The following is a 19,105-nucleotide window of genomic DNA, read 5'->3' on the forward strand; positions in this document are numbered from 1 at the left end:
AATAACCAATCAAAAAAAAGGCGAATACACAGGTCCACCCCTACAGGTTTTATCCCTTTGCTTTTACCATCGGAAGCGGGTCATGGCAGCCGGAGGCATGACGCAGGTCAAGATCTTCGATCATTTTCAGATCGTCTTTCGATTGCCGCCCCGTGGTTGTCAGGTAATTTCCAATGAGCGTATGGCTCGCGCCAGCGGTGAACATCCACGATTGCAGATCCCGAAGGTGAATTTCGCGGCCTCCGGCGGTCATGATGTCTTTTGCGGGGAGCATCAGGCGATACACGGCAATAATTGTCAGGATTTCCATCGGGCGAAGGGGCGGGATGTCCTCAAAAGGGGTGTCCGGAATCGCGTTCAGGAAGTTCAGCGGCACCACATCGACATCCAAGTCCTGAAGATCGACGGCCAGTTCAATGCGCTGATCCAGGCTCTCCCCCATCCCGAAGATCCCCCCGGAACAGATCTCCATCCCGGCGGCCTTGCAATATTCAATGGTCCGAATTCGTTCTTCATAGGAGTGGGTCGTGCAAATCTTTGGGAAAAAGGAACGGGCCGTCTCCAGATTATGGTTGTAACAAGCCAGCCCGGCCTCTTTCAGTTTATGGGCAATCCCCTCTTCGGCAATAATCCCCAGAGAGGCATCGTTCCGGGTGTGTCCAGCGGCCGTGAGGGCGCGGATGCGCTCCAGAATCGCCTCCAGATCAGGCCCCTCACGCAAGCCCCACCAGGCCACGACGACGCCGAAGGCCTCCGCATTGTTGTCAGCCGCCTCCTTAGCCGCCTTAACAATCTCCTCTGAATCCAGGAGGCCATAGGCCGGAATGGCCGTCCCATGATAGGCCGACTGCGAACAGAAACCGCAGTCTTCAGAACAGTCCCCCGACTTGGCATTAACGATGGAACAGAGATGGATTTGATCTCCCCGATAATGCAGCCGGACCCGATTTGCGGAAGAGATGAGGTCCATAATATCCGGCCCCTCCGCCTGAATCAGCCGACAGCCCTCCTCATAAGACAAACGCTCCCCCGCGATCGCCTTCTCTTCCATCCGCCGAATAAAGTCCCGCATTTCGTCTTTCCTCAAGTGTTTTAAATGCAAAAGGGATTTTAACATAAGAAATTTATCGTGACCAGCCCCTCTTTATCGAAATATTAGCGATAGTATTGTAATCTTCAGTACGATTGGATAATATTCAAAATTTGGGTATTGAATTGATCGGAGACTGTTTTCCGAAGGAAAGGGAATACCAATGGGTAAAAAATGGGGAGAAAGTTTTCTAAAGAGCGGCCTACCATTAGAGCACCTGACATTGGTCACACTTAAGTCTCTGGGATGGGAGTGCGAGCCGAAGTATGAATACCAGCGCGTAAATCGCTCGGGCGATTTGAAATGGTTTGAGCTGGATTTGATAGCGCATGCGCCTTCCGAGGGAGAAGCCGATCTGACCTTCGTAATCGAGTGCAAGTATCACGATGAGCAGCGCTTCTGGTTCTTCCTTCCATGCACCACGGTGGACCACCAAGCCCAGTACGGTGCCATGTCAACAGGAGAAAATCTGCAGGCAGACAAGAACGTCATACATTTTGCGCCATACTGTCCTCTGGAAAAGCCAGACCAGGAGTCATTGCTGACACTCGCTCCGAAAACAACTTGGGGAGTCACAGTGTCACATGATGGCAACCGAGAGGAAAACATGGCCCAAGCTGCGCTTGATCAACTCGCCTCTGGGTTTGTGCCATTCTGTCTGGAGCGGCTGTATCACTTTTGTGGGTACTATCCCGAAGGGGTTATCCCGGTGATCGTTACTACTGCCAAGATTTTCTGTCTGAGGCCCAACTCTCAGAATATTAAGAGCATAAGACAGGCGAGCGCTCCAGATGACATTGCCGATGAGCTTCCATGGACGTGGTGTTACTATGCCCCCCGCAGAATTTTGCTAGACCACAACATGAAACACATCGATACATGGAAGCTTCAACATCCCACATGGCGCGAGGAGCATCCGCTCCATTGATTCCCGCCATTGGAGGAACAGATTCTCGACCTCTGTTTTTCGCCTCACTGGATTCTCATCGTAAACGTGAATAATCTTCGCGACGCTGCAAAAGCAGTCCTCGGGCAATTCAGTGAGATGCCAATGGATTTCAGGCTGAACGAGAAACTTAAGGAAACTCTGGATTCGATGTCATCCCGAGCACGGAAAAACAGAGAACAGAATGAGTGAGTCTCCCCTATCCCCTTCCCTAGCACTCTCGCAATAACGACAGAAAATCTTCCCCATACTGCACGAGCTTTTTTGGGCCGATGCCGTTGATCTGAAGGAGGGCTTCATCGGTTGCCGGTTTTTGCTCGACCAACTGGATCAGGACGGCGTCGCTGAAAACGAGATAGGCCGGGATGCCCTTGGCATCGGCCAGACGCTTACGGAGTTCCTTCAGTTGGGTTAGGAGACCGCTTCCGGCTTCGTCCATATTTTCGACCGCGAGTTTCCGCTGCTCTCGCCGATCTGCCGGACGACCGACACCTTTCCCCCGGCTTTTTTGAAGGAGCAGGGGACGGATCTCTTCCAGGAGGTCCCACTTCCCGCAGACATCACAGGATCCGGCACAGGGATCAATTTCTTCACCAAAATAGGCCACCACGCCCTGATGACGACAGTGCTTCGCCTCCGCCAGGCGGAACATCTCACGGGTCTGGGCCTTGATTCGGTCTTTCAGTTCCGAGTCCGATGTCCCTTCGAGAAAACGGTCATAACTGATGACTTCCGACCAGGAGTAGAAAAGAACACAATCGCTCCCGATGCCATCCCGGCCCGCGCGCCCGATCTCCTGGTAATATCCCTCAACGCTTTTTGGCATATCCCGATGAATGACATAACGGATATTCGGCTTATCGATCCCCATCCCGAAGGCGACCGTCGCGACAATTACATCAATATCATCCCTGCGAAAGGCCTCTTGCGTCTCGTTCCGGAGGCCGGTCTCCATCCCCGCGTGATAGGGCAGGGCCTCGACCCCGTTCTTCACCAGGTAGGCGGCCGTCTGCTCAACTCCTTTTCGGCTTAAGCAATAGATAATGCCGGACTGGCCCCGCCGGGATTGAACCAGGTGGAGGATATCCCGTTTTGTTTCCCGGCCCTCCCCTTTTTTATAGGAATGCAGCCGAAGGTTCGACCGATAGAACGACCGCCTGAATCGCAAGGGGTCATTCATCCCCATCTGTCGGACAATATCATCGATAACCACATCGGTTGCAGTGGCCGTCAGTGCCAAAACCGGAACGTGGCCAAAATAATCCTTCAGGGTGGAAAGGTTTCGATAAGAAGGGCGAAAGTCGTGCCCCCACTGGCTGATGCAATGGGCCTCATCGACGGCAATCAAGTTGATCCGGCATTTCGACAGCAGTTCAAACAATGACCCTTCGAGCCCTTCGGGCGCGGCGTAGACCAGGTCATACTTCCCCGCCATGAGCACCCCGATCCGGGACCGACGTTCCTCTAAGCTCAGGCTGGAATTGATAAAGGTGGCATTGATCCCCAATTCCGTCAAGGCATCGACCTGGTCTTTCATGAGGGCGATCAAGGGGGAGATGACCAGGGTCACCCCGGAGAGGATTCGGGCCGGGATCTGGTAGGTCAAAGACTTTCCCGCCCCGGTCGGCATGACACCCACACAATCCCGTCCGGCAAGGACCGCGTTAATGATCTCTTCCTGACCGGCCCGAAAGCTGTCGTAGCCAAAGATCGACCGCAAGACTTCTTTGGGAGAGCCTTCTGAGCGCAGGGGTTCCATCCGGGCCTGATCCGCCAGCCGCTTGATCCACTTCACAAGGGAAGAATCAAAGAGCGTGGGTGCTTCGCGGTAGACTCCCCGGAGCCTTTCAAGCCGCTCGCTATAGTCCTCATAGGTGTCTTCCGTCCATCCTCGCTCCCCCGTGGAGGCATCAGAAACGCCTTGTACAGCCGCGATTCGGGCCAGGGCCTCTACCTCTTCCATAACCTCTTCTTTTGACCAACTGATCGGCATGGCAGAAGTTTAGAGAAGAATACTAAAAAACTCAAGAAAGAAAAGCATAACGACTCAGTTCACCCATTTAAGGCTCCATGACGGCGTTGCTGTGGTACTCGAATCCTCACGTATATACACCTACGCTCCGGGTTCTGTGCTCCTCGCGTCTTGCCATGAAACCTTATTTAAGCAATCTGAATCGTTACAAGACCATCTTGATCTTGGAAGTTAATGACATATCACGTATCATAAGCACGATGAAGACAATCACGGCATTCCCGGGAATAAAAACCCTTTTTTTGGTCATTGCTTTGCTTTTTCAGACTGGCTGCGTGAAGGGAGATTTCCCGATGCCGACACATCCTGGAGGAAAGATCTACAACGGGGTCAAACGGCGGGATGTCCGATGTTTCCATTGCCACGGGCTGAGGGGAAACGGGACTTCACATGGACCGGCACTCCTTCAATCCGGAAAAACCATCTCTCCCAGAGAGTTTATGAGCGCCGTGGTTCATGGAAGAGGTGAAATGCCTTCTTTTAAAAGTGTTCTGTCGGAAAAAGACATTCTTCTGATTGCAGATTGGCTGGAAAAGGTCGCCGCCTTAAAAGATGAGAGCTGAGTTTTTTCTTTACGCCCCTACACAAAACAGGTATACTGCCTTTCAATATGGCCCTAAAAATCCTTAAAAATAATTTCCTGACGCGAAACTTACTCTTGGTGTTGATCCTCTTTCTTTCAACAATGGGCTGCTCGAAAAAGGATATCCCGCTCCCTGATCATCCTGGCGGTCAGTTATTCAGTGGACTCCTGAAGCCGGCCATCCGGTGTTTTCGATGTCATGGCACACAGGGTGAGGGAACCTCACGCGCGCCCGCCCTCGTCAAATCCGGAAAGACGATCAGCGTCGAGAAGTTTACAGAGACGGTATTGAAAGGGAAAGACAGGATGCCCCGTTTCGAGGGCGCAATTACCGAAGAAGAGATCGGTCAGATTATGGATTGGCTTCAGAAGGTTCCGCCGCTGTAAGGCTCAGGTGAGCACTTTATCTTCTTTTTTATCCAGTGCTTTCTCGGGTTCTGTGCTCTCCCACGCGGGGAGGACTTTCAAGGCTTCTTCCTCTTCCGGTAGAACACTCACCTTATCCGGGGGTGTGGCTGGTTCCTGATCCACCTTACGGACAATCTTTTTATACAGACTGACAAGACGATAATATTGTACAACCTTGCCAAGGGTCTCCCATAGATAGCGGGGATAAAAAATCAGAGGGTTTTCGAGAGACCTGCCGGGCCGACGATCTTTTCTGAATTTCAGGCGAATAAATCCTCCTTCAAGAGGATGCACTTTCTCAATCTTGGCGCAAGCATAAAAACTAAGCAACTTCAGCATCATCTCCCGCGTATTAAAACCCCATTTTTTTGATCTTCGGATCACCTTCTCCACATGTGCAGGAGTATAGTAGGCCTCCCAGGCCTGATGATAGATATCGAGCCATTCTTTATCCGTCATAATGGCATGCGCCGTGGTGACATGAACGACATCGTATTCGTTCATGTCGGTGACCATCTTTACGCCATTTTTATGAAGGGTCTGGTGGTCCTCAGAACCGGGAAGGGGAGTCAGAATGAAAAATTCCATAATATCGATGTGAATCTCTTTCTGGATCGTTTTAATATCTCGCAAGATGCTTTCCGGGGTATCGGTCGGAAAACCAAGAATATACCCGGCATAGGTCAGGGCACCCGCCTCATGCCACGCATCCAGCATCACGTTGTACTCTGAGATACGGTTCTGTTTTTTCTTGGCAGCTCTCAGCGCATCCGGATTAATACTCTCCATCCCGATAAAAACACGGGTCACTCCGGCCCGGGCTGCCTTGGCGATAAACCGGGGGATCTTGTGGCACATCGTATCCACCTGGATGACAAAGCGCAGACTCAGCCCCTCTTCTTCCCGCAGCTTGATCAGGCGGTCAAAAATGGCCTCCCAATTTCGGTTTCGGGCAAAATCGTCATCGCTGATGAAGAAGTTCTCAATCCCCTGTGCCACATTCGCCCGCATAATTTCTTCGACATCGTCCGCGCTGCGATAACGCGATTTATGCCCCTGCACATTGATAATCGTACAAAAGCTACACAGAAAAGGGCAACCTCTCCCCGCGTCAAAGCTCGCTCTCAAACCTGCCGTTTTCTTAATCTTCTCCGCCGGGAGAAAGGGGACCGGTTCCCCTTCCATGTTGGGAAGGTCATCCATATAATTGTAAAGTGGTTTCATCTTGCCTGAATAGACCTCTTGAAGGAGCGAATCCATTCGGCCTTCTTCGACCTCCCCGGCAAAGAGAGAAATCCCCTCATCCATTGCCTCCTGAAGGTCTGCGGGAATCTCCGGCAGCATCGACAAGCACCCGCTGACATGGAATCCTCCAATACAAACGGGAACATCTTCTGCAAGAAATTGACGCGCTATGTCCACCGCACGGGGAAATTGGTTCGACTGAACACCCACGAGGGCCACCAGGCCGTCGCCGCCGGATTTTTTGATCTGCCCGGAGATCTGCTTCACACGGGTTCGTGTATTGGTTTCATCGTAGACACTCAACACAATCTCGACATCATCGCCCAGGACATTTCGTTTGGAACAATCCAATCCCAGACCGTAAAGTGCGGCAAGTGAATTAGAGGGGATTGACGAACGCAGCCATTGGATCACATAACCGTCATCATCGTAATGAGAAGGTTTAATCAGGATCAAATGAAATATTTTTTTCTTCATCAATGTTCCCCTATACAAAATTCTTCATTTTCAGATCAATGTGAGCAAGCCAAGACCCTCGCGTTGCAGTCGCACACGGTTGCAATTATACACCATAGACCCTTCTCTCGAATCCAGTCAATAGTATTGATACCGGAACTTCTAGAGATTATTACGAAAAACAACTATTCCGCAGAATCATCCATGTGAATATCAGATAAAAACTGGACGGTGACTTCTTCCCCCGATTTAACGAGATCCCCCTCTTCGGGGAGAATCATGAAGGCATTCGCCTTCACCAGGGACATCAGAACGGCGGAGTCCTGATCACCCGCAAGACAAACTGAGAGCTCTCCTCCACGACTCGATACAACCGCCCTGAGAAAGAGACGCCGGCCAGGCCGTTTCCGGATCTCTTCTTTCAAGACGGCCTTCATCGTCGGGCGGCATATCTCATTTCGACCGCTTGCAAGGAGAATCGCGGGCCGGACAAATTGCTCAAAAGAAACCATTGATGAAACCGGGTTTCCCGGCAAGCCAAAAACCGGTTTTCCAGAGATCACACCAAAGGCCAGCGGACGTCCGGGTTTCATCGACACCTTCCAAAACTTCATCTCCGCCCCGAGTTCTTTCAAAACCTCGATCACAAAATCATAATCCCCCATCGAAACACCACCAGAGGCCAGAATGATATCGGCATGAAGTCCCTCCTTCAGTTTCTCGATCAGATCGGCGTGGGTGTCCTTTGCGATTCCGAGGCTGATCGGAACACCACCCGCATCGCTCACCTGGGCTGCCAAACCATACCCGTTACTGTTCAGAATCTTCTCCGGCCCCCTCACTTCATCCAGGTCGGCCAATTCGTCCCCCGTCGAGAGAATCGCGACACGGGGCTTCTGGAATACGGGAACAACCGACTTGCCGACTGAGGCCATCATGGCAATTTCAGCCGGGCGGATTTGAATCCCTCTCTTGAGGATGGCGTCTCCCACCCGGACAGCTTCCCCTTTGCGGCGAATGAACTCCCCATCCTCCGGGACCACAAAGATAGAAACCTCCTCTCCGGCCCCTTCAGTATCCTCAACCCGAACAATGGCATCGGCCCCTTCCGGCAAAGGAGCACCCGTCATGATTTTTGCCACCTCCCCCGGACCCAGTTCTTTCTCAGGAAGTCGACCGGCGGGAATCGTTTCAATCACCTTCAAAGTTCGTGGTTCTGATGGAGAGGCTTTTGGGATGTCGGTCTTTCGAACGGCATAACCGTCCATTGCAGAGGTATCCCAGGGGGGGTGATTCAAGGGAGAAACAAGCTCTTCGGCAAGGGTTCGCCCGAGGGTCTGGGACAAGAGACATTTTTCGCGTCCCATAACCCGAATCTCAGCAAGGATAATTTTTCGGGCTGCTTCAACTGTAATCATTAGGGTCGATCACGCCGCAAAAGGTCCAGAAACTCCGCCCTTGATTTCGGGTCCGTCTTGAAGGTACCGAGCATCGCGCTGGTCACCGTTCTAGAATTCTGCTTTTGTACACCACGCATCATCATGCAAAGGTGCTGCGCCTCAATCACCACGCCGACACCCAGGGGATCGACCTTGTCAAGAATCGCTTCAGCAACCTGACTGGTCAATCGCTCTTGAAGCTGCAGTCTTCGACTGAAGATCTCCACAACACGGGGGAGTTTGCTTAAACCAACCACTTTCTTATTGGGAATATAAGCGATGTGGCACTCTCCGAAAAAGGGGAGCATATGATGTTCACAAAGAGAGTAGAACTGGATGCCTTTCACGATCACCATTTCATCATGCGTGATTGTGAAGAAGGCATCATTCAAAACACGCTCAACATCCTGATGGTATCCACTGGTCAAAAACCGAAGTGATTTTTCGACCCGCTCCGGTGTCCCCTTCAGGCCTTCACGTCCGGGGTCTTCCCCAAGAGAAACCAACAAGTTCTCAATGATGTCCTTAATCTCTATTTTCTCTGTTTCCGGGTAAGGGTCTTTCATAATTGTGGCTCACTTAATCTCTAAGAATTTTGGATAGGTCGTCAAGTTACGACAACCTTCTTTCTCAACCAGAACCATGTCTTCGATACGAACTGCGCCGATTTCAGGATAGTAAAGCCCCGGCTCAACCGTCACCACCTCTCCTTCCTTCAGGACCCAATCGCTTCGACTGATCCGTGGGGGTTCATGAATATCCAGCCCGAGGCCATGCCCGGTCCCGTGAAAAAACCCTTGCATCCGTCCCTTTACCTTTCCGGTATGATACCCCTTCTTTTCAAAAAGAGCGGTAATCTCTTCATGAATCTCACGACCGGATGCGCCATTTTTAACATGGTCGATGCCGAGGATCTGGCCTTCAAGCACCGTATCATACATCTTTTTCAAATCATCCGAGGGACGTCCTTTGACCACTGTTCTCGTCATATCGGCAAAATAGCGGCTCCCGACTGAACGCGGAAATATATCCATGATGATGGACTCATTGGCCCGGAGCGGACCGGCCCCTTCATTGTGCGGATCACAGCCATCGATACCGCAGGAGACAATCGTGTGCTGGCCGATACAACCCTTCCCCATGAGGCTCAAATGCAGCTGTTGTCGAACTGCCTCCGAGGTCAAGCGCTTCCCCTCTACATGAATGAAACCCTCTTTTATTTCCGCTTGACGAAGAAGCGCGAGCACCTCATCAAGCGCCTCTTCCACAGCGGTCTGCGTTTCAAGGATGGCGGCAACCTCTTCGGGCGTCTTGACGGACCGCGCTTCAAAGAAGGGGGCTTTTTTGATCACCAGATGACAGCCGAGCGCACGAAAAGCATCTCCGTATTCCAGGGGAAAATCAGAAGGAACGGTCCATTCCTTGATATTCAATTCCTGCATCAGGGTATGAACCACTTCAGCAAGGCCGGGCGAGGCCAGCCCTTTTTTTCGGGTACGCTCCTCATATTCTGAATAAGAAAAGACATGATCGACCTTTGACTGCGCACGGGCACGGTCAACTTCCAGGTCGGACATTAAGAGATAGGACTGTCCTTTTGCGGACAGATAAACGTAGGAATCGGGCGCTAAAAACCCGCTGGCATAGTATATGTTTGAATCTGTTTCACTACAGGCAATGAGTAAGACGTTCCCCTTCTCTTCACTCGCTCCATGATCCATCATGCACGCCTTTGCTCCGAACTCAAAAAAGAACCTTTCAGAAGTACATCTTACTACCGAACAGACCCTAAGCGTGCCCCTCTCCTTCAAGAAAGCGCTCGGCGTCGATCGCCGCCATGCAACCCGTTCCCGCGGCTGTGATTGCCTGCCGGTATATCGGGTCCTGGACATCTCCGGACGCGAAGACACCCGGAATATTTGTCTCCGTTGAACCGGGCTTCGTCTTGATATACCCACGCTCATCCAGTTCAAGCCACTTTTCAAAGAGAGACGTGTTCGGCGTATGCCCAATCGCAATAAAAACCCCGTCGGCCTTGTTCTCGGATATCTTCTCTGTTTTTACATTTTTCAGGAGAATTCCATTGACCGGACCGGATTCCCCGCCGAGAATATCCACCACGACCGTATTCCATAACATTTCGATTTTCGGCGTTTCAAAAGCCTTCTGCTGAAGAATTCTCGAGGCCCGGAGGCTGTCACGGCGATGAACTAAAATAACTCTACTCGCAAAGCGGGTCAGGAAGATGGCCTCTTCTACAGCAGTATCTCCCCCACCAATGACATAGACCAGCTTGTCCTTAAAGAAAAAACCATCACAGGTCGCACAAGCCGAGACCCCATGGCCCATCAGTCGGGTCTCTGATTCCAGACCGAGGAGCAGGGCACGCGCACCCGCGCTTATAATGATTGTTTTTGCGGTATAGGTCTTGTCTCCATCGACCACAACCTTGAAAGGGCGCTCAGAAAAATTGACCGAAGTCACATCACCGGTCAGGAAAGCCGTCTCGAAGCGCTGCGCCTGCTTCTTCATCTCCAGGATCAGATCCGGCCCCTGAATCCCCCTCGCAAAGCCGGGATAATTGTCGACATCGGTTGTAATCATCAACTGACCTCCGGCTTGCGCACCTTCAATCAGAAGAGGTCGCAGATTGCCTCTGGCCGCGTATACTGCCGCGGTCAGCCCTGCCGGACCAGACCCAATGATAATGACTTCGTGGATCTCTTTGCTCACATCAGCCCCCCAGATCTTCCAGTGTATCTTGCAGGCTCTTCCGGACACAGGTGAAAATCGGCGTGTCCCGTTCTGTATAGCGACTGGCCTCTGCCTCTCGCAATTCCATCACAAGATCCAGAAAATCAGAGGGAAAATCACTTTCAAAAGCGACGACAAATTCTGCATCATCCAGACCAAAGGAGTAGCCGGTATTGATCTTCACCGTTGGGTATTTATGGCCGATCTCAATATGCTCGCTCATCATCCCCTGCCGGGCTGCCTTCGTCAAAAGATACCACCCGCGTGTCTTGACAAAAGGATAGATAAAGAGATACTTGGCTTCTCCGGGGACCACCGTCAGGCGTTTTGACTCCTGTCCAGGGTGGGAATGCTTATCGACATAGACAGAGCGCTTGGTCATGGCCAGGTACGAATAGACTGTATTCAGATATTTTCCCAAGCCGCTTTTGGAAATCTTGACCATCATGTCCTGAAGCGTCTGCAAATCATAGCTGATCCGCCAGAGCATGATATCTACCTCTGCCCGGATCCCAACAGTGGAATAAGGAATAACCAGACAGTCTGATCCAAAGGACTCCACTGCTGCGAGGAACTCCTTTTTTCCCTCTTCCCGTTCGGCTTCCGGAAGCCGTCTCCAGGCAGGATCCAACTTCAGGAAGAGATAATTCACATATTGCCTTTTAATTTCTGCCATTGATCTTTCCTCCATCCTTCATATTTAACAACACGATAACCGCATAATACAACCCGACAACATCCTTCACTTTTTTATAAATGAGGCCCTTAATTTCGATCGATTCTAACAGCGAGTCCAGTGTGAAATCAACCTTTTTCAACGGAAGGGGATACAAGATTTTGCAAACAGGCCATGTTATACTCCGATGAACAAAAGAGATCTTTCCCCCTCAAGAGACCGTCCTTGGCCACAGATCAAAAGAAAGAACCTCAGAAACCTGTAATCGTTCTGGCAATGCACGGAACACCGCCTCTGGATTTCCCCAGGGAGGAGAAGGCCGCATTGTTTTCACTGCGCGCCCGGCTCAAACATCCTCCACCCGACGATTCAGATCTCAAACAACGCCTCAAGACCCTGGACTTAAAAATGAGGCGTTGGCCGCGTACAGCCAAAAATGACCCCTTCTATGCCGGATCACACAAATTGGCGGGGCATCTTTGTGGAGAAACAGGCTGGAACGTGGTCGTGGGGTTCAACGAATTTTGCAGCCCGGACATAGACGAGGCACTCGATGAGGCCGTCGCGGCTTCGCCTGAGAAAGTCATCGTCATTACCCCGATGATGACTCAGGGAGGAAGTCATTCCAAGGGAGATATTCCGGAAGCCATTCAACGCGCACGGAAAAAGCACCCGACGATTGAAATCATCTATGCCTGGCCCTTTACCGCCACAGACGTTGCACAGTTTCTTTCAAAGCAGATCGATCAATTTCTGAACACGCAGAGCAAGCGCGAGAATTCTGGATGAATTAGATGATTTCTTGACAATAAGGCTTGGTCTCGATAGAATGTGCCCCGCTTTGAAGAATCCCGCCGCAAAGCGGCAAAGATTCTCCGATCCGAGTGGAGAAAAACCAATTTATTTTTTTATTCGCTCGCAAACCCCGTCCTGCAAAGACGAGGATTGCACCCTCTATACGTGTTCATAACGAATATTCCTCGGTAGCTCAGTGGCAGAGCGGTCGGCTGTTAACCGACTGGTCGCTGGTTCGAATCCGGCCCGAGGAGCCAATTCGGGACAAAACTGGATACTCCTCCGAAGGCGTCTCGCCTGAGGATTAAGGGTTAAATATCAGCTCTGCTGTTGCAAAATCCTCTTTTGTATCAATTTCTGTCCATTTCAGGCCGGAAATATCCAAGGCATAAAACGGAACATTTTTTTCAATGAGCCGTTCGTACGCGCCTTCATAATATTCCTGATGATTTTCCTTCTTCTCCATCATGGTTTCCAATTCACTGAACAAAAGTTTAGCTGTTTCGCTGCTAATTTTTTCAATGCCGATTGATTCTCCAATCGCATCCTGAGGAAGTACCGTTTTGCTGGCCTTGACAACCCGGTTCTGGTCTTCAACAATGACTTTAATTTCTTCAGCCTCCAGATTGATGTTCTTGTCGATGCATAAACACGTGTCATATTCGCTTTTGATCAGTCTACTAAGAATCTCTTTATCAAACACGACATCGGCATCAAATTTTACAAAAGCAGAATCTCCGACCCGGTCCCTGCACAACATGAGAGAATATCCGGTGTTTGTTTCTGCGTATTGATCATTCAGCACAAAATGAGCATTTAAATTCGGAAATTTTGCACGCACAGCCTCTTTGATTTGTTCCTGCAAATATCCAAGAACAAAGATAACCTCATTAATTCCACAATCCTGAATATGCGATAACATCATTTCAAGAATCGTATTGCCCCCGACCTTCAATAGACTTTTGGGGCAATTGTTGGTCAGTGGCCTAATTCTGGAACCCACTCCGGCGGCCAATATTATTGCTTTCATTCTATTTTCTCATGGGATCAAGGAGCATCTCTTTGGCCTTATGCGTTTGATATCCCCGTTCAAACAAACGCCAGAAGGCGATTAAGCCTTGGCTCATGGCAAGGATCCACAAGACCTCTTCAATTTTATTAAATATTGCTCCGATACTTGTGAAGACAACAAACTCTGCTTCATCCACCCAAAAAATACTGCGATTTTTGAGCCAGAATAATTTCACCTTCCCCATAAAGCTCTCTGAAAGTTGTTGATATTCTCTTTCTTTCGCCCGATACAAGACCTGTCTTCTTTCGCGTGCTTTCACCAGATATTGAGCGTCTTTATTAAACTGACTGAAGATCGTCTCAAGTTTAAGGTAGTATCTGAAATTAAAGAAAAAACAAGCGGTAAAACCCAGAAAGACATAGGTCACGTCATTGCTTGCAAGGTAGGCATTGTAGGAGAGACAGATTGTAATAATATATATTTTTAAGACATCTACAACCTTATCAAGATAATTGCCGATGTCGGAAGACAATCCTTTGGTCCGCGCCAACTGACCATCCAAACAATCTCCGATATAAGCAATCGGTAAAAGAATCGCAGTGTAAAATAAGTGATTCGGAACATCGATGAAAATGAATATACAACCTAGTGCATATAAGAAGAAAGAAAATAATGTCACAAAATTAGGTGTAATCCAAGAGAACCTTGAAACGAAGGGAAGAATTAGATTAGCGATCTTTGGAAAAAATAAATCCGCCCAATTACTAAAATAGGGCGGCTCGATTACGTTTTTTTGGGTGAATTTTGTCGTACGCATGCTTCTATTTTTTACTGAAGAATAGCATTTACACCGGAGAAATACGGATTGAATCCGAGGGAATGTTTCATTCAAGCGGTCGCGGGCGCTTCCTGATCCTCGCCCTCTAAGCATTCTTTCAAGAAAGTAGGAACAGGCTTGATGATTGTGCCAATGATTCCTGTTGAAAGTCGATCAAAACTCAGTAAAACCTCCCCAAGGGCATCCAGGAAAAACTGGAGATCATCAAGAGACAACTCACCAATATTTCCGACCTGAAATACACGGCCATTTAAACAACCTTTGCCCTCATAGATGATAATAGATTTCTCTCGTAATTTTTGACGAAAAATACCCAGATCAATGTGAGAAGGGATAAGGACGGTGGTTAAGACAGAACACATATCGCGTTGTCCAATCAGGAATTTAAGGCCTAAATTCGACATCCCCTGTCTTAAGAATTTGGCTTTATATTTCAGATCAACACAACGATGGGCAAGCCCTTCAAGCAAGATATTGTCCAAAGCCTGTTCCAGAGCATAAAACAGAGGAACGGCCGGGGTATTCGGGGTCTGAGAAATATTTTTGATGAACTGATAATACCGGTACAGGTTCAGATAGGTGGATTGCTGCGGCATATTTTTAAGGTTTTCAAGTGCGGAGGTTCTTCCTACCACAAAAGACAATCCGGGATAAGACGCAACTGCCTTTGAACTCGAACCGGAACAAAAAGTGATGTGATGTTTTTCCATATCACTTCAGCACCTACACTACTTACACCGTCTACGATGAACATCGTGCCATATCTAAAGCATAATGCACCAATATCCGCCAGGGAATTCAACATCCCCGAGCTAGTTTCATGATGAACCATCATAAGGATGTCAACCTCATGGTTTTGTAGGTAGGCTTCCACTTTTCCTAAATCCAAGACGTTTCCCCAGGGGATTTCAAGGAGGAAAGTGTTTTTGTTATGAATCGCAGAAATGTGGTGCAGACGCTCACCAAACTCACCATTGGATAAAATAAGGATCTTTTTATTCCCGACGACTGAAGAGAGGATGGCCTCGTTCGATGCCGTTCCAGAACCCGTAATGACCACTGCCCGATAGTCAGACACATTCCTTATCTCAAAAAGCCTCAGCAGTTTATTCTCAATGCTTTGCAACAGATCACTAAAATCAGTTTCCCGATGACAAATATCATCTTTACAAACAGCCAGTCGCACATTTCCTGCCACATTAACCGGGCCAGGCGTCAATAATAAAAATTTCTTCATCTCATATGCTTCCTCTTTGGTTCACGCATAGTTTCTCCCTAAATTATGCTTTTCGGGATTATAACAGATATGAAAGTATAAGGGGGAACTATATAGAACTGGGTAATTTTCTTGTTTTTGAAGCATCAATCTGATAAATTTCTCCACATTAAAGAAGCATGCTTCCCATTGATCGGATTTACCAGGCTAGGGGAGCCAGTCCTAAAGGCGGAGAGATTCTTCGTGGTCAGAATCTCTCCGTCATTATTCATATTGCCATGTTTCTGGCCCCAACACGAAGAGAGGGCGCAGGTCTTTTTGGTTGCCGGTTAATGGTCTGTTCCTAATTTTGGAGCAGGTCACGTCTTCGATTGTGTCCATCTAAACGGGGGTAATGGCAGGAGAAACCCTAGCCTCACTTAAGAGAATCCTTTGATGAAGGAAATGCTAAAGAGCGATTGGAAGAAATAAATGAGGTTGAAGAATGAAGGATAGATACCGGTGGCCCCCCTTCCTTTCGCAAGAAATACAAGCGAGGCTTAAACAGGAAATCGCACGTATTATCAAGGATGGTCTCGCCAGATGTGCCTGCGAGGCGCTCTCGATAAGGGTCCATACTTACAATCTCGATACCCGTTTTAAGGCTGAATGTCGATGTAAATGCGGCATTGCGGACAAATGGGGATTCTTAGAAGGAGATATCCCGTCAGCGGGCCCCGCTGACGGGATACAGAAAAAACGCCGTTCGGGAGAAGAAATAAGATCAGGGTTAGACCGTAGAAACAGTGACCCGAATTACCGGGGAACAGACACCCGAAGCGGGAAAGAACGACGGGCCAGAAGGGACAGGAGAAAAGCTTCAAACCCTGAGAATCTTCGGTAAGTTGACCTCTATTCCAGGGAAACTCCGATTTCTTTGATCCCTGAGATCTCTGATACTTCTCCCTCCGGCGGGATCCCGCCGCGTTTCGTGTAGATTAAGGTCCCGTTCTTACCTGTGGCCCATCCCACGTTTCTGTCGATAAAGTGGACATCAATCAAAAACTGGATGGTCCCGGTGATCTGTTGCGTCCAGGTCTCTCCCCCATCATCGGTACGCAGGACCGTTCCGGCCGCACCGACAGCCCACCCAAGCTGTTCATCCAGAAAGAAGATCCCGAGAAGAAATGTAGGGAGGCCGCTCTCTTTGGCCACCCATGATTTGCCCCCATCGATCGTCTTCAGGATGGTGCCGCGGGCGCCAATCGCCCAACCTGTCTCCGGATTGATAAAAAAGAGCCGATGAAGGTCCATTTTTATTCCTGTATCCTGAACCGACCAGGTCGTACCGCTGTCGTCTGTGTAAAGAAGCCCACCACCGTCTCCAGCGATCCAGCCCCGTCGGGAGTTGATGAAGAAGATCGAATTGAGGTTGGCACGGGATTCCCCTCGCGCGGGCCCCCAGCTCAAACCGCCATCTTCTGTCTTCAGGAAGGCCCCTTTCAAGCCTGAGACCCATCCACGATTCGCATCGATGAAATAGACATCGGTCAGGTTTTTCCTTCGGATCTTCTTTCCTACAAGCTGCCAGGCCCATTTACGACCACCGTCCGAGGTGTGGAGGATCAAACCGTTTTCACCGACGGCCCATCCCTCGTTTGGATTCAGAAAGAAAATAGAGACAATGAGCCTCTCGGTTCCTGTCTCCTGCTGAGACCAGGTCTCACCCCCATCACTCGTATGAAAGATTGTCCCCTTATTCCCGCTGAGCCACCCATTTTTTTCATCGATAAAAAAGATGCCCCCCAAAGAAACCTTGGCCCCGATATCCTTGATCTCCCAACCGCTTGGCGCACGTTCTTCTACTGGGATCTCGGTCTGCGGCCTACAACCCACGAGTAAGAAAACCAGTAACAACCCCCCAATAAACCAGCAAGAGGTGACCACCCTGCATTTGTTTTCTTTTGTTGATCGTATTGATATGTTCATTGTTGATTCAACCCCATAAATACTCGAATAAATATCGGAGAAGATCGTAACATATTTCTCTTCTCAAAAACAAATGTGTGGAGCCCCCGTATTCGAAATTGGATCTTGGGATAAACCGGCAGTATAACTTCATAATGAATAGCTCCGAACAAGATCTCTCGGGAATTGACACTGTCTCATTATCGGATAAGATTAATGGGCCTCTCGCGTAGGCAACGAACAATCCTGTAAATACAGGCTCGATACAGCAGGAGAGTACGCATATGACTCTGGTTGTGTTCCTGAACCCTTTAAAGAGTAGAACCCATAAAGACAGGGTGTTGGCTGTCCTTTTCTTTGCAAATCACTATAGAGGCCTGGCGTCTCTCACAGTGGAGAATATCCGCTTAGGTCTTCAGGAGGGTAACGCAAAGAGTTGGGAGAAGGTAAAGATGGCGAGCATCCTGACGCAAAGCGGGGACCACGTGGAAACCCCTGGCCTGGAAGGGAAAAAACGTCTTTGGAAGCTCTGATTAAGTCTGAGGTGAGTTTTTCAGGAGATAAAATGTTTCTATTCAAGGCGTAAATCATGGAGAATAGCCCGCTATTGTCAAGATATGAAACGCAGAAGCGGGATATTATTAGCCCTGAAAAAACAATTCATAACTTATTCAGAGCTTCCTTAAGTTCCGATTTGAAGCACCCCCTGCAGACTCCCTTGGACTGCCACATTGCGGGATTATTACCGGTTCTCGCAAACCTCCTGCCAGAATTGATATTCCGTATCAAGGAGCCGTTTGATGTAGAAATCATCTCTCGGAATGCACAGATGTACCCCCGTCTGTCCCGGAAAGTAACAATAGAAATCGATGGACGGAAGATGGGTCACGGCTAAAATATGTTGTAATTGCCCGTAATAATACTTGGGAACAGCCTGAGACTTTGACGTCTTTCGGTAACAACTCTCACCGCATTTGATTTCAACGACAGTACGTCCATCCGTTGCCAAACCATCCAGACTGGCCCGAAGCCAGTCATGTTCCACGCTCTGGAGACAGACCGGATAAACACGAATCCCCACTTTTTCTTCGTAGCACCTTCTCGCCTTAGGCTCTAGTGCGCTCCCTCTCGCCATGGCACGGTTGATAAAGCTTGCTTTCGTCCTCCCACACTTTTCCTTCATAAGTGTGGCCGAACTCTTCCAAATACCTTCTCCCATGATCGCTGGGGCGTCCGATGCTCCAATTCCCTGGCTTCGCCATGCAAGCCATTCCTTGGTCCCTTGTTCGAGATCTACGATTTTATAAAACACTTTATTCCTCTGCCTAAGGTTAGAATAAAAGTTGAGGTTTTCCTCGAAGAACGCGCCCTTCGCCCGACTTCCGGAAGAATGACGTTTTATTAAGAAACCCACTTGTCATCCTGCAATGCCGAATCATCTTGACCCTCTTGACGATAAAAAGCTACACTTCCCTATCTTCCTAATTCCGCGATTACGGAATTAGGAACCGCCGATTCGCCTGAAAATGACTGTGTTATCGGCCAGAGATCTCCCACCGTACAGGTGAGTACGCCTCGATCGCCCTTATGGCCTCTGGCCTTGTCTTTCAAGCGACTTGACGGTCCTCCCCAAGATCAATCGCTGATCTTGGGGAGCTCACCGGAGGG

The 19,105-nt window shown here is 49.4% G+C and carries 18 protein-coding genes, 1 tRNA gene and 1 pseudogene; 7 read left to right on the forward strand and 13 right to left on the reverse strand.

Annotation, left to right across the window (positions count from 1 at the left end):
* Positions 1-49: 49 nt before the first annotated feature.
* Complete coding sequence (gene bioB / locus EYQ01_04065) at positions 50-1,117, reverse strand: biotin synthase BioB (protein HIE64980.1); 1,068 nt, start codon at positions 1,115-1,117, stop codon at positions 50-52.
* A gap of 136 nt (positions 1,118-1,253) precedes the next feature.
* On the opposite strand from bioB, the gene EYQ01_04070 reads away from it, so the two are divergent.
* Positions 1,254-2,018: a hypothetical protein gene (locus EYQ01_04070; protein ID HIE64981.1), complete on the forward strand. Its 765-nt coding sequence runs from the start codon at positions 1,254-1,256 to the stop codon at positions 2,016-2,018.
* Positions 2,019-2,247: 229 nt separating this feature from the next.
* Here EYQ01_04070 and EYQ01_04075 read toward each other — a convergent pair whose 3' ends face one another.
* The gene (locus EYQ01_04075; GenBank protein ID HIE64982.1) at positions 2,248-4,029 is read right to left on the reverse strand and encodes an ATP-dependent DNA helicase RecQ; all 1,782 of its coding nucleotides are present in this window, start codon (positions 4,027-4,029) and stop codon (positions 2,248-2,250) included.
* 77 nt (positions 4,030-4,106) lie between these two features.
* Between EYQ01_04075 and EYQ01_04080 the strand changes: the two genes are divergently transcribed.
* Entirely contained in the window at positions 4,107-4,631 is a 525-nt protein-coding gene (locus EYQ01_04080) for a cytochrome c (protein HIE64983.1), read from the forward strand.
* 47 nt (positions 4,632-4,678) lie between these two features.
* A complete protein-coding gene (locus tag EYQ01_04085) occupies positions 4,679-5,038 on the forward strand; it encodes a cytochrome c (GenBank protein HIE64984.1) in 360 nt (119 codons plus the stop codon).
* Positions 5,039-5,041: 3 nt separating this feature from the next.
* On the opposite strand, the gene EYQ01_04090 is transcribed toward EYQ01_04085, so the two are convergent.
* The 6 genes from EYQ01_04090 to EYQ01_04115 form a co-directional block, all read right to left on the reverse strand.
* Complete coding sequence (locus EYQ01_04090) at positions 5,042-6,781, reverse strand: radical SAM protein (protein HIE64985.1); 1,740 nt, start codon at positions 6,779-6,781, stop codon at positions 5,042-5,044.
* Between the two features lie 164 nt (positions 6,782-6,945).
* The gene (locus tag EYQ01_04095) at positions 6,946-8,178 is read right to left on the reverse strand and encodes a molybdopterin molybdotransferase MoeA (GenBank protein HIE64986.1); all 1,233 of its coding nucleotides are present in this window, start codon (positions 8,176-8,178) and stop codon (positions 6,946-6,948) included.
* Complete coding sequence (gene folE, locus EYQ01_04100) at positions 8,178-8,765, reverse strand: GTP cyclohydrolase I FolE (GenBank protein ID HIE64987.1); 588 nt, start codon at positions 8,763-8,765, stop codon at positions 8,178-8,180. The genes EYQ01_04095 and folE overlap by 1 nt, the downstream gene beginning before the upstream one ends.
* A gap of 9 nt (positions 8,766-8,774) precedes the next feature.
* Entirely contained in the window at positions 8,775-9,923 is a 1,149-nt protein-coding gene (locus EYQ01_04105; GenBank protein ID HIE64988.1) for an aminopeptidase P family protein, read from the reverse strand.
* Between the two features lie 64 nt (positions 9,924-9,987).
* On the reverse strand, positions 9,988-10,932 hold the full coding sequence (trxB, locus tag EYQ01_04110) for a thioredoxin-disulfide reductase (protein HIE64989.1): 945 nt from the start codon (positions 10,930-10,932) through the stop codon (positions 9,988-9,990).
* A gap of 1 nt (position 10,933) precedes the next feature.
* A complete protein-coding gene (locus EYQ01_04115) occupies positions 10,934-11,629 on the reverse strand; it encodes a chlorite dismutase (protein ID HIE64990.1) in 696 nt (231 codons plus the stop codon).
* A 174-nt stretch (positions 11,630-11,803) separates the two neighbouring features.
* Between EYQ01_04115 and EYQ01_04120 the strand changes: the two genes are divergently transcribed.
* Together EYQ01_04120 and EYQ01_04125 are read left to right on the forward strand one after the other, a co-directional pair.
* Positions 11,804-12,418 (forward strand): hypothetical protein, encoded by a 615-nt coding sequence (locus EYQ01_04120; GenBank protein ID HIE64991.1) that lies wholly within the window; start codon positions 11,804-11,806, stop codon positions 12,416-12,418.
* 188 nt (positions 12,419-12,606) lie between these two features.
* Positions 12,607-12,681, forward strand: a tRNA-Asn gene (locus EYQ01_04125).
* Positions 12,682-12,728: 47 nt separating this feature from the next.
* On the opposite strand, the gene EYQ01_04130 is transcribed toward EYQ01_04125, so the two are convergent.
* From EYQ01_04130 to EYQ01_04140, 3 genes and pseudogenes are all read right to left on the reverse strand, one after another.
* Positions 12,729-13,454: a phosphocholine cytidylyltransferase family protein gene (locus tag EYQ01_04130; GenBank protein ID HIE64992.1), complete on the reverse strand. Its 726-nt coding sequence runs from the start codon at positions 13,452-13,454 to the stop codon at positions 12,729-12,731.
* A 1-nt stretch (position 13,455) separates the two neighbouring features.
* Positions 13,456-14,367, reverse strand: a complete 912-nt coding sequence (locus EYQ01_04135; protein HIE64993.1) for a CDP-alcohol phosphatidyltransferase family protein — start codon at positions 14,365-14,367, stop codon at positions 13,456-13,458.
* Positions 14,325-15,511, reverse strand: a pseudogene (locus tag EYQ01_04140) (alanine--glyoxylate aminotransferase family protein). Before EYQ01_04140 ends, EYQ01_04135 begins: the two are co-directional and overlap by 43 nt.
* Before the next feature lie 463 nt (positions 15,512-15,974).
* Here EYQ01_04140 and EYQ01_04145 point away from each other — a divergent pair.
* Complete coding sequence (locus tag EYQ01_04145; GenBank protein ID HIE64994.1) at positions 15,975-16,373, forward strand: hypothetical protein; 399 nt, start codon at positions 15,975-15,977, stop codon at positions 16,371-16,373.
* Between the two features lie 8 nt (positions 16,374-16,381).
* On the opposite strand, the gene EYQ01_04150 is transcribed toward EYQ01_04145, so the two are convergent.
* Positions 16,382-17,458 (reverse strand): hypothetical protein, encoded by a 1,077-nt coding sequence (locus EYQ01_04150; protein HIE64995.1) that lies wholly within the window; start codon positions 17,456-17,458, stop codon positions 16,382-16,384.
* A gap of 263 nt (positions 17,459-17,721) precedes the next feature.
* Here EYQ01_04150 and EYQ01_04155 point away from each other — a divergent pair, with 263 nt between their 5' ends.
* The gene (locus EYQ01_04155; protein ID HIE64996.1) at positions 17,722-17,970 is read left to right on the forward strand and encodes a hypothetical protein; all 249 of its coding nucleotides are present in this window, start codon (positions 17,722-17,724) and stop codon (positions 17,968-17,970) included.
* 209 nt (positions 17,971-18,179) lie between these two features.
* Here the strand turns inward: EYQ01_04155 and EYQ01_04160 are convergent, their stop codons facing one another.
* The gene (locus EYQ01_04160) at positions 18,180-18,851 is read right to left on the reverse strand and encodes a hypothetical protein (protein ID HIE64997.1); all 672 of its coding nucleotides are present in this window, start codon (positions 18,849-18,851) and stop codon (positions 18,180-18,182) included.
* Positions 18,852-19,105 lie beyond the last annotated feature (254 nt).

It is taken from the genome of Candidatus Manganitrophaceae bacterium (genome assembly GCA_012960925.1).
Taxonomy (GTDB): Bacteria; Nitrospirota; Nitrospiria; order SBBL01; family JAADHI01; genus DUAG01.

Bases quoted from the DNA above. Each gene is read 5' to 3' on its own strand.
- bioB (HIE64980.1), bottom strand. From the start codon at position 1,117: ATGTTAAAATCCCTTTTGCATTTAAAACACTTGAGGAAAGACGAAATG.
- EYQ01_04070 (HIE64981.1), top strand. From the start codon at position 1,254: ATGGGTAAAAAATGGGGAGAAAGTTTTCTAAAGAGCGGCCTACCATTA.
- EYQ01_04075 (HIE64982.1), bottom strand. From the start codon at position 4,029: ATGCCGATCAGTTGGTCAAAAGAAGAGGTTATGGAAGAGGTAGAGGCC.
- EYQ01_04080 (HIE64983.1), top strand. From the start codon at position 4,107: ATGACGGCGTTGCTGTGGTACTCGAATCCTCACGTATATACACCTACG.
- EYQ01_04085 (HIE64984.1), top strand. From the start codon at position 4,679: ATGGCCCTAAAAATCCTTAAAAATAATTTCCTGACGCGAAACTTACTC.
- EYQ01_04090 (HIE64985.1), bottom strand. From the start codon at position 6,781: ATGAAGAAAAAAATATTTCATTTGATCCTGATTAAACCTTCTCATTAC.
- EYQ01_04095 (HIE64986.1), bottom strand. From the start codon at position 8,178: ATGATTACAGTTGAAGCAGCCCGAAAAATTATCCTTGCTGAGATTCGG.
- folE (HIE64987.1), bottom strand. From the start codon at position 8,765: ATGAAAGACCCTTACCCGGAAACAGAGAAAATAGAGATTAAGGACATC.
- EYQ01_04105 (HIE64988.1), bottom strand. From the start codon at position 9,923: ATGATGGATCATGGAGCGAGTGAAGAGAAGGGGAACGTCTTACTCATT.
- EYQ01_04115 (HIE64990.1), bottom strand. From the start codon at position 11,629: ATGGCAGAAATTAAAAGGCAATATGTGAATTATCTCTTCCTGAAGTTG.
- EYQ01_04120 (HIE64991.1), top strand. From the start codon at position 11,804: ATGTTATACTCCGATGAACAAAAGAGATCTTTCCCCCTCAAGAGACCG.
- EYQ01_04130 (HIE64992.1), bottom strand. From the start codon at position 13,454: ATGAAAGCAATAATATTGGCCGCCGGAGTGGGTTCCAGAATTAGGCCA.
- EYQ01_04135 (HIE64993.1), bottom strand. From the start codon at position 14,367: ATGCTTAGAGGGCGAGGATCAGGAAGCGCCCGCGACCGCTTGAATGAA.
- EYQ01_04145 (HIE64994.1), top strand. From the start codon at position 15,975: ATGAAGGATAGATACCGGTGGCCCCCCTTCCTTTCGCAAGAAATACAA.
- EYQ01_04150 (HIE64995.1), bottom strand. From the start codon at position 17,458: ATGAACATATCAATACGATCAACAAAAGAAAACAAATGCAGGGTGGTC.
- EYQ01_04155 (HIE64996.1), top strand. From the start codon at position 17,722: ATGACTCTGGTTGTGTTCCTGAACCCTTTAAAGAGTAGAACCCATAAA.